Raw genomic sequence first — 16331 nt, 5'->3', positions numbered from 1 at the left:
GTGTCTGCCTCCACCCTGAGAATCACCACCCGGACCATTGAACTGGCAGAACTGGGTAAGGATTCGCCCCTTCCCTCGGTGCAGTCTTTGCTGGAACCTCCCTACACGGTGGGGGAGGGTATCCCGGAAGAAATTTCAGCCGGTGTGCGCTGGGGCAAAGTTGCAAACATTTTCCCCTACTCCATGCAGGAGAGCTACACGCGAGAGACAAGCGCAACGGCCCTGACCGCCGTCGTACTTGAAAATGCGCACGTGAAGGCGACGTTCCTGCCGCAGCTGGGCGGGCGGCTGTGGTCGCTGGAAGACAAGGCCACAGGCAAGGAATTGCTGCACACGAATGAGAAGATCCAGTTCGCGAACCTGGCGCTGCGCAATGCCTGGTTCGCCGGCGGGATTGAGTACAACATTGGCACGCGCGGGCACTCGCCCACTTCCAGCGTGCCCCTGCATACTGCCATGGTGCGCACGCCGGAGGGGCAGGAAATTCTGCGTATGTGGGAGTTTGACCGCCTGCGCGAGGTGGTTTTCCAGATCGATGCGTGGCTGCCGGAGGACTCCCGCGTGGTGCTGGTGGCCGTGCGCATCCGCAATCCCAGCGAGCGCACCGTGCCCATGTATTGGTGGACCAACGCCGCTATTCCACAGACGCCGGACACACGCGTGATTGCCCCGGCGCGGGAATCGTACGCCACAGATTATGACGGTTCCATGATGCGCGTGGACACCACCAACTTCCGCGGCGCCGATGCCACCTGGCCCGTGCGGAATCCTCAGGCTGTGGACTTCTTCTTCGATATTGCCCCGCAGGAACGGCGCTGGGAGGTTGCCACGGATGCCGACGGCGACGGGCTAGCGCTGGTGTCCTCGGCGCAGCTGCGAGGGCGCAAACTTTTTGTTTGGGGTGAAAGCGTGGGCGGGCACCGCTGGCAGGAGTGGCTCACGCCCACCGACTCCGGCACGCCGCGGCACTATGCCGAGATGCAGGCCGGCCTGGCCCAGACACAGTTTGAGCACGTGCCGATGCCTGGCGGCGCCAGCTGGCAATGGGTTGAGGCGTATGGCAACGCCTCCCTTGACCCGGCGCTGGCAGCCGGGGAGTGGGATGGTGCCGTGGCTCATGGTGCAGAGCGCGTGGAGGCCCTGGCTTCTGAAGAGACCATTGCCACTGCCCTGTCCCACGCCGGACGCTGGGCTGATCTGCCACCTACCGAAATGCTGGTGGCTGGCAATGGCTGGGGTGCATTGGAGCGAGTGCGCCGCGAACATTCACAGACTGACTGGCTTGATGAGACTGGCACCCCGTTTGGGGTTGAGACCCTGACCAACGAGCAAGCGCCGTGGCTTGAGTTGCTGCATGCGAACGAGGGCATTGTTGAAAAGCCCTTCGAGGCCACCGCAGGGCAGGTTCCGAGCCAGCCGTTCGGCGGCGCGCATTCCTTTGTGCGCGGCCTGGACTGGGAAGACTTGCTGAGCGCAGGGCGGAACACGAGCGCCGAGGGCGCGTTCCACCGTGCAGTGATGGTGCACGCGCGGGCATCAGACTCGGCCGGGGACTTGGCGGTTGTGGCGTCCTTGTACCGGCAGGCGTTAGAGGCAACGTTTGTGGCAGGTGCCGCCTTGAGCGATTCGAGCCGGGCCTTGGCACATCGTGGACTGGGCCTGGCCCTGTTGGTGGCTGGGGATGTTGCCGGCGGGTTAGCCGAACTTGCTACAGCCTGTGCTCTGGCACCGGAGGGCCGGGAACTGCTGATCGAGGCCATGACCCTCGCCCAAAATAATGGGCAGCCGGCACTGTCTCTGGAGCTACTGGGCAAAGCGCCAGCGCAGTTGGCCGAGGTTGGCAGGATCAAGTTCCTGCAAGCCAAAGCGCATGCGGACCTTGGCGAAATTGAGCCAGCTGCTGCGATTCTTGTGGCAGGGGTCGAGGTGGTGGACCTGCGTGAAGGGGTCAACTCGCTCACCGATCTGTGGCGCCAAGTCTGCCCCGGCCAGGACGTGCCGGAGGCATACCAGTTCAACATGCACTAACCCACCGGCCTGGACGCTCGCTTGGATTCGGGTGGGTTTTGCGCAACGCTCGGTGGGAGTCTATTTATTCAGGGACTCGGGCAGGAACCCTCTGCCCACCACGCGGGCGGCCACCGGGCGGATGAGTTTTGAGCCCAGCGTTATCGCTCGCGCCCGCCAAGGCTCCATGGTGTCCAGCGCTGCCAAGTTACCTGAGGATAAGAAAGTGTGGACGCTCTGCTGGAGTGGTTGCATGAGGCGCACCGGCCATTGGCGACGGCGCTGGAGAAGGCGGCAGGCCGGCGTCGTACTTTGGCCTGCCAGCAAAGGTGGAGCCAGGAGGCGGGCCGCGGCTACGGCATCCTGAACCGCATAGTTCACGCCAACCCCGAACACTGGGCTCATGGCATGGGCGGCATCGCCAATGCAGAGCAGGCCAGTCTGGGACCATTGGGGGAGCCGATCGAGCTGGATGGAGAGCAGCTTCACCTGCTCCCAGCTCTGGACAGACTCCACTACCGGTTGTAAGAAGGGGGCATTGGTGCCAATCCGTGCCCGGAAAGCGGCAAGTCCCTCTGCCTTGATGGCGGCGAAACCATCTTTGGGAATCAGCATGCCCATTTGGTAGTAGCCGGTGCGCGGGATGGTGATGATCATGGTGCTGTTGCGCAGGTAGCCGAGAGTGTCAGGTGGTGCGGACGGGGGAGTGGGAAGCCGGAACCAGAGCACATCTATTGGCACACCGCGGGCAATGGGGTGCAGACCTGCGGATTTTCGAAGTGTTGAATCGCGCCCATCGGCGGCCACGCTCAAGGCGGCTGTGATGTGGAGTGGGCCCTCTGGTCCTGTGGCCTGAACACCGGTCACCGTGGTTCCGGAACGAGTCACGGCTTCTGCCGTGGTGCCCATGAGCAGATGAAAGTTTGGCAGTAACTTGGCCTCCTCCGCTAGCAAGGTCAAAAAATCCCATTGCGGCATGAGCGCTATCCGCTTGTTAGTTCCGCGCAACAAGCCAAAATTGACGGGCGTCAGGCGGGTGTTGCCTAACACCACATCCAGGGTGGTGATGCTGTGCTGTGGGATCTGCAAAAACTTTTCCCGTAAGCCCAACTGGTCTATTAGGTCCAGGGTGGAGGGGTGGATGGTGTCGCCGCGGAAGTCACGGAAAAAATCTGTGTGCTTTTCCAGTACCGTGACGTCCACTCCGGAACGCGCCAGCAGAAGGCCCAGCATTATGCCAGCGGGGCCGCCGCCCGCTATGCAGCACGTTGTTTTCCGCTGATTTCCAACCACGATGCACCTTTCTGAAGGCCCCGATTCCCGGGACCCCGATGCGCTCGATGCTACGCCTGCGGGGCCATCCGTGAAAGCTTTCAGTGAGGGAGCGTTGGGGAAAACCGCGCCTAAAGTAAGTGAGCGGGTGTGGGGGAGGGCGGATTGACAGCTCGGGTGAGGCGTGCCATAGTCTTTAGCATGAACCTGTCAGACAGCTGGACAGCCGGACAGCCTCAAATAGTTCGTGTCAGCGCCGCCGAAGCCGTCTTCCAAGCCATCCGCACCGCTATTGAAGACGGTGAATTGCGCGTAGGCACCAAGCTGAGCAGCGAAACCGCGCTCGCCACCCAATACGGGGTCAGCAGGTCCGTGATCCGCGAGGCACTGCGCTCCTGCACGGCGCTGGGCCTGACTGAAACTCTCACGGGCAAAGGCACCTTCGTCATATCCGCCCGTGTCTCCAGCGATCTGGTCCTGGGGCACTATTCGGCGCGCAGCCTCATGGAAGCCCGCCCCCACATTGAAGTCCCGGCCGCGGAGTTTGCCGCGACCCGCCGCAGACCCGAACAACTTGAGGAAATGCGCGGCATCCTCGAGCTCATGGCCGAAGAGGACGACCCCCAAATTTGGGTCAACCTTGACGCCGCCTTCCACGGCGCCATTGCCCGTGCCAGCGGAAACGGCGTGTTCGAACGGGTGGTCAATGACATCCGCGACGCCATGGTCAACCAGTCCGAAACCATTAACTTGATCACGGGGCGGGCACGCCAATCAGACCACGAACACCAAGAAATTCTGGCGGCCATCACCCGCGGTAGCAGCGCAGACGCCGGCCACGCCATGGCGATTCACCTCTCTGCCGTCGACACCGCCCTTAGCCTCATCATGGGAGAGAAGTAATCATGAGCACCACCGAATTTCCCCGCCACACCCCGCTTGCCGTGCAGACTCGAGGAGAACTTGTTGAGAGTGTCCACTACGGCTCGCTCATCGCACTGGATCCCGCAGGCAAAACCGTTCTGGAACGCGGCGATCCCGAGGATCGCATGTACCCGCGGTCGGCGCTGAAACCACTGATCGCAGTGGCACTTCACCGGGCGGGCCTGCGTTTAACGCAAGAGCAGCTGGCCTTGGCCGCAGCCAGCCACTCCGGCTCAGCGGGCCACCAGCAAATAGCACGGGACATCCTCGCTTCAGCCGGTTTGAGCGAGGACGCGCTGGGCAATTCCACCGACCTGCCCTTCGGCGTCAGCGAGCGCGAGGCGTGGCTGAGTGCCGGTCACCGCCCCACCCAGTTGGCACAAAATTGTTCCGGCAAGCACGCCGCGCTGCTGGCCACCTGTGTTCGCAACGGCTGGCCGCTGGCGAGCTACCTCGACGCCGGCCACCCCCTCACCGCATTGATCCGCGCCACCGTGGCCGAGCTGACCGGCGATCCCATTACCGCCATCAGCACCGACGGTTGCGGCACCGAGGTGTTCGGCCTCTCACTGACCGGCATGGCCCGCGCCTTCAGCAAGCTCACCACGGCGCCGGAGGGCACTGCGGAGTACTGCGTCGGCGCCGCCATGCGCGCGCATCCCATGGTGGTTGCCGGGCTGGGCCGGGATGTCACTACCTTGATGCAAGCCGTTCCCGGGCTGCTGGCCAAGGACGGTTTTGAAGGCATTCAGCTCATTGCCCTGGCTGACGGCAGCGCCGTGGCATTGAAAATTTCCGACGGCGGCGACCGCGCCCGCATGCCGGCCGCCGTTCCCGCGCTCCTGGCCTTGGGTGTAGATCCGGCCCTGCTAAAACCCTTCAACCACCTGCCCGTTTACGGTGGCGGCCGGCCCGTGGGGCAACTCTTCGGACTCCCAACCCTGCCCGCTTAGCAAACCCTGCCCGCTTAGCCGGCCCTGCTAGTAAAAGCAGCCCTGCCCGTAAAAGCAACAGTCAACTACCTTTTCAACTACGGCGCCACGAAGCGCCCAAGGAGCATCATGAGCATCACCGAGCTACTTTCTGCCGCCACCGTCCGGCGTGAACACGATTTGATTGGTGACAGAGACATCCCTGCTGATGTCTACTGGGGCGTGCACACCCTGCGTGCCGTGGAAAATTTCCCCATCACCGGCATTCCCCTGAGCAACAACACGCATCTGGTCAACGGCCTGGCCATGGTCAAACAGGCGGCTGCCCAGGCCAACCATGAACTGGGTCTGCTTGATGAGACACGCGCCGGAGCAATCATTCAAGCGTGTCAGGAGATCATCGCCGGGGAACTTCACGATCAGTTCGTGGTGGACGTCATTCAGGGAGGTGCCGGGACGTCTTCAAACATGAATGCAAATGAGGTCATTGCCAACCGGGCACTGGAAATCCTGGGACACGCCAAGGGGGATTATCAGTTCCTGCACCCGAATGATCACGTGAACCTGAGCCAGTCCACTAATGATGTTTATCCGACGGCGGTCAATGTTGCCACTATCTTTGCCGCGAAATCGCTGGTGAGCGCCATGGAACACCTGTGTGTTTCCTTTGCCGCCAAGGCCGTGGAATTCCGGACAGTGGTGAAAATGGGGCGCACCCAGCTCCAGGATGCTGTGCCCATGACGTTGGGGCAGGAGTTCAATACTTATGCTGTGACCATGGGGGAGGACCGGGCCCGCCTGGCTGAATCCACCTTACTGGTCCACGAGATTAATCTGGGTGCCACGGCCATTGGTACCGGGCTCAACGCGCCTCTGGGATACTCCGCGCTTGCCTGCACCCACTTGGCGGAAATTTCAGGGTTGCCGCTGACAACCTCCATTGACTTGATTGAGGCTACCCAGGATGTGGGCGCCTTTGTGCACCTCTCTGGTGTGCTCAAGCGCGTGGCCGTGAAACTATCCAAGATCTGCAACGATCTTCGCCTGCTCTCCTCCGGCCCCCGCGCGGGTTTCGGCGAGATCACCTTGCCGGCCGTGCAGGCCGGGTCCTCGATCATGCCGGGCAAGGTCAACCCTGTAATCCCCGAAGTGGTGAACCAGGTGGCGTATGAGGTAATTGGCAATGATGTCACCATCACAATGGCGGCCGAGGGTGGGCAGTTGCAGTTGAACGCCTTTGAACCCGTCATTGTGCACAGCCTGACCAAGAGCATGCGCCACCTGGAAGCCGCCTGCATCACCTTGGCCGATAAGTGCATTGACGGCATCACCGCCCACGAGGACAAGTTGCGCGCCCAGGTGGAACACTCGATCGGTCTGGTCACTGCACTGAATCCGGTGTTGGGATATGCCACTTCAACCAAGATTGCGCTCGAAGCGCTGGCCACGGGGCGCGGCGTGGCCGAACTTGTCCTGGAACACAAACTGCTGAGCGTGGAGCAGCTCAATGAACTTCTACGCCCGGAACACCTCGCTAATCTGGGCGACTGAGACGCCCGCACTGTGCGCTTCGCCGCCCTGCAATGGCGCAGGGCGGTACCCAAAGACTAAAGGATCACCAGAATGGCCCATCAGGACATCATTGAGAGCGTTGAACTAGTACAAGATCAGCCCAACGCCGCATTAACAGCGGAGGACGCCGGGCTTCATAAGGGACTCAAAGCCCGGCAAATACAAATGATCGCCATTGGTGGGGCCATTGGCACCGGATTGTTCATGGGGGCTGGAGGGCGCCTGGCCGGGGCTGGCCCGGCACTGATGTTCAGCTACGCGATTTGTGGATTCTTCGCCTTCTTGATCCTGCGGGCCTTGGGTGAGCTGGTTATTCACCGCCCCTCCTCAGGCTCCTTTGTCTCTTACGCCCGCGAATTCTTTGGAGAGAAGGCAGCCTTCGTCTCCGGCTGGCTGTACTGGCTGAACTGGGCGATGACAGCAATTGTGGACATCACCGCCGTCGCACTCTATATGCATTTCTTTGCTAAATACGTGCCCTGGATTGGTGCCGTTCCCCAGTGGGTGTGGGCGCTGGGTGCCCTGATGCTGGTGCTGGGTCTAAACCTGGTGTCCGTGAAAGTCTTTGGTGAGTTGGAATTCTGGTTTGCGCTGATCAAGGTGGTGGCGCTGGTGAGCTTCTTGCTCATTGGCACGTACTTTGTCATTTTCGGCACCCCCGTGGCCGGCCAGGAGGTGGGCTTTAGCCTGATTGCAGACAACGGCGGATTCTTCCCCAACGGGCTGCTGCCGGTGGTGGTTGTCATGCAGGGTGTGGTCTTTGCGTACGCTTCGATTGAGCTGATTGGCACGGCTGCCGGGGAAACCAAAAACCCGGAAAAGATCATGCCCAAGGCCATCAATACCGTCATTATCCGCATTGCTGTGTTCTATGTTGGCTCCCTGGTGCTGCTCTCACTACTGCTTCCGTACACGGCGTACAAGGCGGGGGAGAGCCCCTTTGTTACCTTCTTTGGCTCCATCGGCGTTGAGGGTGTGGACTCCATCATGAACTTGGTGGTGCTGACTGCGGCGCTGTCCTCGCTGAATGCTGGGCTGTACTCCACGGGGCGGATCCTACGCTCCATGTCCCTGGCGGGTTCGGCGCCCAGGTTCGCAGCGAAGTTGAACAAGGGCGGTGTTCCCTACGGCGGCATTTTGCTGACGGCGGCCGTGGCGTTCCTAGGCGTGATCCTTAACGCGGTGGTACCCGCCCAAGCGTTTGAGATTGTGCTGAATATGGCGGCGCTGGGCATTATTGCCTCCTGGGCCATGATCGTACTATGCCAGCTGGCGCTGTACCGATTAGCGAAAAAGGGGCAGGCGATCCGTCCCTCGTTCCGCATGTTTGGTGCGCCGTACACCGGCTACCTGACCTTGGCATTCCTGTTTGCCGTGCTGGTTTTGATGGCGTTCGATTCACCAGTGGGCACCTGGACCATCGCCTCCATTGTTCTCATTGTGCCGGCGCTCATGGTTGGTTGGTACCTGAGCCGGGGACGGATCAATGAGATTGCGGCCAGCCGGGACGGATCCACCGGGGCTCACCCCGTCAGTGCGCACCAGGTCAGTGTGCACCGCCGCGATACCCACCCGGACTCTTCAATCTAGGGGCTGCCGGTGGGGGAAGCTCACCTCGGTGTGAAACAGCAGCTGATGCGGTATTTTGGCAAAAATACTGCATCAGCTGCTGTTTGGATTTCAAGAGGCGGGGCACCAGCGATCAAAGAGCAAGAAGTGATCCGCTAGGACAGCAGGACCTTAAAGCTCAGCGGGGCCGGTGCCAGTTGGTAGGGCGGGAGTACCCCGGGCCCGCAGGATGCGGTGCCGATCCCGTGCACAGCAGCATCAAGAGTGAGGTAGCTGATGCCGTCCGCCACCAAGTCAGGGGTGTGCCGTGCTGCGCTGAGCACTTCCTGGGACCACGGGCGCAGGGTGAAGGAGAAGTCCGTGCCCTGGAAGGTCAGGCTCTGGCCGCCGCCTCGCTCCGTGGCGAGCTGCAATTGCGAGACCCCTGCCCGTGCACCATTTTCCTGCGGCCGGACGTAGGGCACCTCCAGTTCCTCGAGTGAGGCGCTGAACCAGCCAAGCTGCGCGGCCATGCCCGTGTCCGGATACTTTTGGCCTGGCCCAAACCCTGTCCACGAGGCCTGCGAAAATTCACCGGGAAGCTGGAAATCGAAGCCCACCCGCGGCCAGGTCCGGCCCCATCCCGTGCTGGGAGTAAGGTTCGCGCTCAGCTCCATCGCCGTGCCGTCGGTGCGCCAGAGGTAGTCAACATCCACATGGTGGCGGGCCACGGGCACACCGTAGCGCACCCGCACATGCAATTCCCCGGCGTCGTGGGCCATTGACTGCAACCGCCCTTCTAGCAGGGGTAAACCGGCGTCTTCCCATGTGGTGGCGGGACGGGGTGAACCCGGCTGGGCATGGTCCTTGCCGTTGTCATTGTCCGTGGGGGAACGCCAGAGCGTCAGGCGCGGACCATTGAGCGCGATGCCCTTGAAACTGCTCAGCTCACCTGTCATGAGGCTGAAAGTGGCGGGTCCGAAACTTAGCACGTGGCCCTGCCGCGCAATATCCGGGGCGCCGTGTGCGAGCAGCGCGGGCCGGGGTGCCTGCGGGCTCCCCTGTTGCGTCCAAGCGATCTCGTGGCCAGCCGGCGCCCACGGCTGATCCGTTGCGAGCACGGCACTGATGGTCAGAACGCGCTGAGCGGCCAGTTCCGCGTGAACTTCCAGGGGAAGCACGACGCCGGTCTGCTCGCCTGCCGCTGTCACCGGCACCAGAAGCGTCCCGTGAGTGATGCGGCCGCTGGCACTCTCCACCCGCCAGATGAAAGCTAGATGGGAGGTGTCGAGGAAGTCGTACTTATTGCGCACGGTGAGGGTGCGCCAGTCGTGGGAAACGCTCAGGGCGAGAGGCTCCACAACCTTCTTGTAATCGAGCAGTCCCGGCCGGGGGTCCAGATCTGCCGAGATCATTCCGTCAATGACGAAGTTGCCGTCATGGACCTTTTCGCCAAAGTCCCCGCCGTAGGCAAAGTACGCTTCACCGTCAGGGGTGTGTTGGCGGATACCGTGTTCAATCCACTCCCAGACAAATCCGCCCTGCAGACGCGGGTATTTATCGAACAGATCCTGGTATTCCTGTAAACCACCCGGGCCGTTTCCCATGGAATGAACGTATTCGCACAGGATGAAGGGCAAATTGCGCCGATGCGTATCCTGGATTGCATCCGGCAACGGACTTTCTTCCTGGCGCCCAATCAGCTCAACGTCTGCGGGTTTGAGGTACATGCGTGAATACACGTCCACGTACGGGCAGGCCCAGTCTCCTTCGTAATGGACCAGCCGCTCGGGATCGCGGGCTTTTGTCCACTCTGCCATTGCCGCCAAGTTTTCACCCTTGCCAGACTCATTGCCCAAGGACCACATGATGACGCAGGGGTGGTTCTTATCCCGCTCCACGAGCCGTTGCATACGGTCCAGCAGCGCCGCACGGTACTGCGGTTCAGCGCTGGGATTGCCAGCCCACTGTCCATCTTCGAAACCGTGGGTTTCATAGTCACACTCATCGATAATGTAAAAGCCCAGCTCATCCGCAGCCTGGAGCAGGAACGGGTGCGGGGCGTAATGCGCGGTGCGGATGGCATTGATATTGTGTTGCTTCATCAACTTCAGTTCGCGAAGCACTTGCTCCGCCGGGACGGTGCGGCCCAAATCGGGATTGTGCTCATGCCTGTTCACCCCGCGGAACAGCAGCGGGACTCCATTGAGCTTAATTTGGGCATCCTGAACCGTGATGGTGCGGAACCCCACGTTCAAACGCAACGTTTGTGCCGGTGTGCTGATGCGCAGTTCGTACAGGGATGGGGACTCGGCACTCCACGGCTTCACTACCCCCACATCCAAGGCTGTGCCTTGAAGAGCTGCGCCATTCAAGGGTGCTTTGAATCCCAATGCAGGAATCTCCACCTTGGCCCCGGGCATGGGTGGGTCGAGCTCCACCCGCAGCGTCCCGGTCCCTGCAGCGGTATAACCGGCGTGCACAAAAACGTCTCTGACGGCGCCCGCCGGGTGCGCCAGCAAGGTCACATCACGGAAAATTCCCGGGAGCCACCAAGCATCCTGATCCTCTAAATAGCTTGCCGCACTGAATTGGGCCACCCGGACCACCAACACATTGGTGCCGAGGCGCAGAAGCCCGGAAACATCAAATTCCGCAGGCAGCTTTGACCCTCGTGTGGTTCCCAGCAATGCCCCGTTAAGCCACACGGTTCCGGCATTATCAATCCCATCAAAACGCAGGAGGGCACCGGCAAGGAACTCTGCACCCACCTCAAAAGCAAGCCTGTAGTCACCCACTGGATTTGCATCCGGAACAAAGGGAGGATCCAGCGGGAACGGAAACTGCACGTTGGTGTACACAGGAGCACCGTGACCATGGAAATTCCAGTTCGACGGGACAGGCAAACAATCCCATACGACATCATTGAACCCCTCGCTCTCGATGCCCTCAGGTGCCTGCGCCAGCGAATCCGAGTAATGGAAACGCCAGTCCCCATTGAGTGAAAGCGTGGGCAGCCCATCCTCTACATGAGCCCGGGGTGGAAGGCTGCCCGTGCCGGGCCCAGGATTAGTCAGGTCCATGATCGCTTCGTACGGGCTGGCGGCAAGGTTGGCGAGCGAAGGTAGCGGGTTCACAGCAGTGGTTCCTTTGCAGGTCAGAGAAGGGTGAAGAGCACGCACCTAGTATATGCAAAGTGTCATAGTCTGCCTTGGTTTGACACTGCGGCAGCTAAGAGGGCAATGTGATCTAAGATACCCAGCTCAACTCTGTCCCCATTTCTGTCTCCTGCAGTGAAATGGTCACAAAAAGTTGAGTATTGGGCGCAAATTTCAGGCCCCACTGCGGGGTTTGGGCAATCCTTTTCCCTTCAACAATGGTGGTGATGGCGAATGAAGCCAAGAATTATCACGTCAATTGCATTATCGGCCCTAGTGACAATGTGTCTTAGTGCCCTCCCGCTCAGCAGCGTCTCAGCAACAGCCCAGACCGGAACCGGAGCGGCTACAACGCTGGGCACCGAGGCCACCCTGCTGGCCGAACCGCGCGTTCTTTTTAGCGATGATTTCCAGACCAACGACGGCGCGAAGTGGCTCGAAGCCAAGGCCAATGCAGCTACGGAGATCTTGTTCACCGGCGGCATGGCGAGCATCAAGGGCGGCGGCCCGGAAAACCGGATCCTGTCCAAGGCCGAAATCCTGTCCAACAACTTCACCCTTGATCTGGACTTGTTCATCAACGCTGGCAACACCAACAGTGCCGTGAAGATGGGCTTCTTCGCATCAGAAGGCGCAGCCTCGCGCTACCAGCTCACCTACGACGGGCCGAGGAAGGCCCTGCGGCTCGAAAAAGCCGAGGGACCCACCGTGACGGTCCTTGGCGCCCCGGCCAACATTGACCTGCCCGTGAACACCGACGGCGAGCCACACCACATCAGCATCGAGGTGGCAGGTGACCAGGTGCGCGCCCTCGTGGGTGGCACGGCCATGCTGGACGTTCCCGACGCCGGTACGGCCTCCGCCGTGCAGGGCCGGATCATGTTCGCCAGCCAGTTCCCGAACCAAGACTTCAGTGTGGACAACGTCCAGGTAAGCACCACAGAGGCCGAGAAGGCCGGTGAATACACGGTGGAACTAGCCACCGAGACCAACAAGGTCCTGGACACGGACCCGGCAACGGCTGGTGGCACGGTCTCGGCCAACCGCAGCTCTGGAGACCCCGGCGACGTTGTGACACTCTCCTACACGCTCAAGCCCGGCTACGTGTTCAACGGCTGGGAATCCAGGCGTCTGGACACCAACACCAGCACTGACGGTTTGCTAACCATCACCGACAACCGTTTTGCTTTCAATGACAAGACCGGCAGCGTGCTGGTCATTGCAAAGTTTACCGACGAACCCCACGACCCGAATGTGTTGTTCAAGGACTACTTCGACACGGCACTGAACGCCCATGGGCAGTACACGATCCCCACGCCGGAGGATGCGGCCATTGTCGACGGCGAATTGGTCCTCTCACCTGCCAAAGGCCCGGCATCAGTGCAGCTCAGCAGTGCAGTGTTGGCCGAACTGGTCAACTACCGTATTGAATTTGATGCGCACAAGGCCAACGGCACCCCCGGCACCATGCAGGTGGCCTTCCGCATGGCCGGCTTCACCGACCGCTACGCCCTGGTCCTGAACGGTTCCAAGGCCATGCTGCGCCGCTTTGACGCAGCAGGTGGGAATGTTGAACTGGCCAGCACCATGTACGACTTCAACCAGGCCCGCAGTTCGGTCCTGATCGACGTCTCCGGCGACACCGTCTCCGTCTCAGCCGGCGGCGCCCCGCTGCTGTCCTACATGAACAAGGACGACGGCGCGAAGGACAGCGCGGACTGGTCAGGTGTTACCCCCGGGTTCGCGCTGATCAACATGACCCCTGGAGCCCCTGTGGCGTTCGATAACGTCAAAGTGGCGGCGACCCCGGTCTACGTCAAGGCCTCAGTTGAGGTGAGTAACGCAGGGGTGCCGGACCTCGATCAGGCAAGTGGCGCCGTCGTGCTTTCCAAGTATTCGACATCCGCCGGGGACACCATCACGTGGCAGAGCTACCCCAAGGGCGGTTACACGTTCGCCGGGCTTTCCTACAACGGTGTGCCGGTGACGGGGGAGGCGTTCACCGTTCCCGCCGGCACCACAAACGACATCACGCTCGTGGCCCTGTTCGAGGCGCAGACCGCCTCAGCCACCACGTACTACATTGATTCCGTGGCTGGCGACGACGCCCGCACGGGCAGCTCGCCCGCACAGTCCTGGCGCACCCTGGCCAAGGCCAACCGAGCACTGAACCCGGGCGATGCGATCCTGCTCAAGCGCGGCAGCAGCTTCGAGAGCGCCGGTGCGGCTCTGTCCTTCACCGGCTCGGGAACGGCAGCACAGCCCATCCGTGTTGGGGCTTACGGCGACGGCGAACGGCCCGTTCTCAACGGTGCCGGAGCGGTTGAGAATGTGGTGACGCTGCACAACCAGGAATACGTGGAGATTTCCGGCCTGGAAATCACCAACCTGGATGCACGCTACAACACCAGTTTCGGCCTGAACACGAGCACCAACACAGTGAAGAACCTGCGTGCGGTCAACATCTCCGCCCGCGACTTCGGCATTGTGAACGGCATTTCCCTCACCGACCTGTACATCCACGACATTAACGGCAACCTCAACGCCAAGTGGAACGGTGGCATCTTCTTCGACGTCGGCGCCACGGTGGACAACGGCGAACTGCTCGGTGTGCCAACAAAGTTTGATGACGTGCTGATCGCCGGCAACAAACTCGAAAGGGTGGACCGTTCGGGCATCAAGCTCGTGAGCTCCGCCTGGTCCAACCAGTCGCTGGCGAACTCGCCCGGGACACCGCTGAACTGGTACCCGTCAACGAATGTTGTGGTCCGTGACAACCAGTTCCGCTACATGGGCGGTGACGCCATCACCGTCCGCGACACCGACGGGGCACTGATAGAACACAACCTGGTGCGGCACTCCCGCTACCAAAACACCGGATACAACGCCGGGATCTGGCCCTTCCAGGCCACCAACACTGTGATCCAGTACAACGAGGTCTCCAACACCCACGGCGTACAGGATGGTCAAGGCCTGGACACCGACCACGTGTCCTCGTACTCGGTCATGCAATACAACTACTCGCACAACAACGAGGGAGGCTTCATGCTCATCATGAACGGCTTCCCGCACACGGCTCCCACCATCCGCTACAACATCAGCCAGAACGACGCCGATAAAACCTTCGAGTTCGCCCGAGGGACCGCCGCCGGAACCATGATCTACAACAACACCATCTACTCCGATTCCACCCTTCGGGGGCCGCGTGGCGGCGTGCTCGACCTTGCCAACTCAGGTGCAGGAACGGGCAACCGCGAGGTGTTCATCTTCAACAATGTTTTCCACTACCCGGAGGGGCAAACCTTCTACGTGGGGGAAGCCGAAACCATGAAGACGAAGGCGATGCTGCTCAACAACGCCTACGCCGGCGGAATTACACCTCCCGCTGCGGAAGAGCACGCCATCACCGGCGAGCTCGGCCTGCCTGGCGTTGGCACCGCACCTGAAGACGGGGCTAGCCTGCCGCTGACGGGCACCAACGTGGGCGGGCACTTTGCCGGCTACATGCCCCAGGAATCTTCGGCACTAAGAAATTCAGGGCTGAGCATCGACGAGGTGGTGGCGCATTATGGCGGAACGGTGACTGACCGCAGGGCCATGAGCCCCACCCAAATCCACGCCTTGGCACTGCAGGGTAAGAGCATCGATTTCGTGGCAGGCCCCAACATGCCTGCTATTGACGGAGTCCGCTACGGTACCGACTTCCTCGGCACCACGCTGCCAGGCACGCTGCCAGCGCGGGATGCACAGAACACCGAGGGAATCACCGTTGGTGCCATCCAATTCGTGGTTGATGAGCCCGCCGTTGAACCGGAGCCGGAAGAGACGCCCGCACCGGATGTAACGCCCGCACCGGGAGAGGCGCCCGCTCCTGGGGAGACCCCCACTCCTGAGGAGTCGGCAACGGCTACGCAGCAGGCACCCGCTGGTTCTTCCGCTAGCGGGCCGTTGGCCTCCACCGGTGTGAGCGGCTTCTTTGGGGGCGCCGCCATAGCGGTAGCACTCATGATGCTCGTTCTAGGTGTTGCACTGCGCCGGATCCGGACACGGGCCTAGTGCGCAGCCGCAAAACAACTACTTTGGGGTGGGAGGTGCGCTCGGTCAGTGTTGTCATCGGAATTATCTTGATGGCTTGGCTGACCGGGTGCACCGCCCCGCCCCCAGGGGGTGGTGCGGTCATCGATGCGGTCTATGTGCACGCTGAGGGAATTCACGACGGCGAGCTTGCGCAACGGAAGGCCTACGATCTTGCGGTCTTTGAATGGGCTGCTGAGAGTGGTCTTGCTGGCGTGCCCTCCTACAGCGAGCTGGAGCAGGACTATACGGATGCGGTGTCCTCTCAAGTTGCCGGCAAGGCGACGGGAACCGGTGTCTACGGTGCCCGGACCATGACGCTGTGGGACTTCTATCTGGAACAAGTGGAGCGGCGTGTGCAATTGCTCAAGCCTGAGATTCGCGAGGCCTTGAGCATGGATGAGGTGCGTGAATACTACGAACAGCACCCGGAGGCGTTCAAGCGGCAAGAGCTCATCACGCTCAAAGTCACTGATTGGCAGGGCGGCCGGGCGCTGTCAACCCGTGAGGTGGTGATTGATGAGACGAACGTGCGCATGCTCCAAGAAGGGGACGACGCTCTGATCTCCGCCGCGCTTGATCTGGGGCAAGGTGAACTTGCAACGGTTCAACGCCCTGATGGCAGTTTTGCCCAGCTTGAATGTCTCTCGCGGAAGGACAACGGGGTACAACCATTAGATGCCGTGGTCCAGGCCGCGGCTAGTCAGCTGGCAGACCAGCGCTTCGGCAGCGAATTGCAGCGCAGAATCAGCGCAGCCTCCTAGCAGGCACAAAGAGGGCGGCAACCACGGAACAGTGGTTGCCGCCCTCTTTACATCTGCTTTTCTTGAGAGGACCGTGAGTT

At 61.2% G+C, this 16331-nt stretch carries 9 protein-coding genes; 7 read left to right on the top strand and 2 right to left on the bottom strand.

Going from position 1 to position 16331, the window contains the following annotated elements:
* Positions 1-2028, top strand: coding sequence for a DUF5107 domain-containing protein (locus CVS29_RS02845; RefSeq protein ID WP_245932020.1), 2028 nt, complete (start codon positions 1-3; stop codon positions 2026-2028).
* Between the two features lie 60 nt (positions 2029-2088).
* Here CVS29_RS02845 and CVS29_RS02840 read toward each other — a convergent pair whose 3' ends face one another.
* Positions 2089-3300 (bottom strand): FAD-dependent oxidoreductase, encoded by a 1212-nt coding sequence (locus tag CVS29_RS02840; RefSeq protein ID WP_245932019.1) that lies wholly within the window; start codon positions 3298-3300, stop codon positions 2089-2091.
* Between the two features lie 180 nt (positions 3301-3480).
* Here CVS29_RS02840 and CVS29_RS02835 point away from each other — a divergent pair, with 180 nt between their 5' ends.
* The 4 genes from CVS29_RS02835 to CVS29_RS02820 all read left to right on the top strand — a co-directional run bounded on the left by CVS29_RS02835 (position 3481) and on the right by CVS29_RS02820 (position 8297).
* Positions 3481-4182 carry a FadR/GntR family transcriptional regulator gene (locus CVS29_RS02835; RefSeq protein ID WP_110104781.1) on the top strand — a complete coding sequence of 234 codons (702 nt, stop codon included), beginning with the start codon at positions 3481-3483 and terminating at the stop codon, positions 4180-4182.
* Positions 4183-4184: 2 nt separating this feature from the next.
* Positions 4185-5156 (top strand): asparaginase, encoded by a 972-nt coding sequence (locus CVS29_RS02830; protein ID WP_110104780.1) that lies wholly within the window; start codon positions 4185-4187, stop codon positions 5154-5156.
* A gap of 108 nt (positions 5157-5264) precedes the next feature.
* On the top strand, positions 5265-6686 hold the full coding sequence (gene aspA, locus CVS29_RS02825; RefSeq protein WP_110104779.1) for an aspartate ammonia-lyase: 1422 nt from the start codon (positions 5265-5267) through the stop codon (positions 6684-6686).
* 72 nt (positions 6687-6758) lie between these two features.
* Positions 6759-8297: an amino acid permease gene (locus CVS29_RS02820; RefSeq protein WP_110104778.1), complete on the top strand. Its 1539-nt coding sequence runs from the start codon at positions 6759-6761 to the stop codon at positions 8295-8297.
* Positions 8298-8431: 134 nt separating this feature from the next.
* Here the strand turns inward: CVS29_RS02820 and CVS29_RS02815 are convergent, their stop codons facing one another.
* Complete coding sequence (locus CVS29_RS02815; protein ID WP_211315079.1) at positions 8432-11392, bottom strand: glycoside hydrolase family 2 TIM barrel-domain containing protein; 2961 nt, start codon at positions 11390-11392, stop codon at positions 8432-8434.
* Positions 11393-11695: 303 nt separating this feature from the next.
* Between CVS29_RS02815 and CVS29_RS02810 the strand changes: the two genes are divergently transcribed.
* Together CVS29_RS02810 and CVS29_RS02805 are read left to right on the top strand one after the other, a co-directional pair.
* Positions 11696-15469 carry a right-handed parallel beta-helix repeat-containing protein gene (locus tag CVS29_RS02810; RefSeq protein WP_245932046.1) on the top strand — a complete coding sequence of 1258 codons (3774 nt, stop codon included), beginning with the start codon at positions 11696-11698 and terminating at the stop codon, positions 15467-15469.
* On the top strand, positions 15469-16251 hold the full coding sequence (locus CVS29_RS02805) for a peptidylprolyl isomerase (protein WP_110104776.1): 783 nt from the start codon (positions 15469-15471) through the stop codon (positions 16249-16251). Before CVS29_RS02810 ends, CVS29_RS02805 begins: the two co-directional genes overlap by 1 nt.
* The last annotated feature ends 80 nt before the right edge of the window (positions 16252-16331 follow it).

It is taken from the genome of Arthrobacter psychrochitiniphilus (assembly GCF_003185915.1).
Classification (GTDB): Bacteria; Actinomycetota; Actinomycetes; order Actinomycetales; family Micrococcaceae; genus Specibacter; species Specibacter psychrochitiniphilus.
The sequence above is the reverse complement of the archived record's forward strand: the minus strand, read 5'-3'. Positions and strand labels throughout refer to the sequence as shown.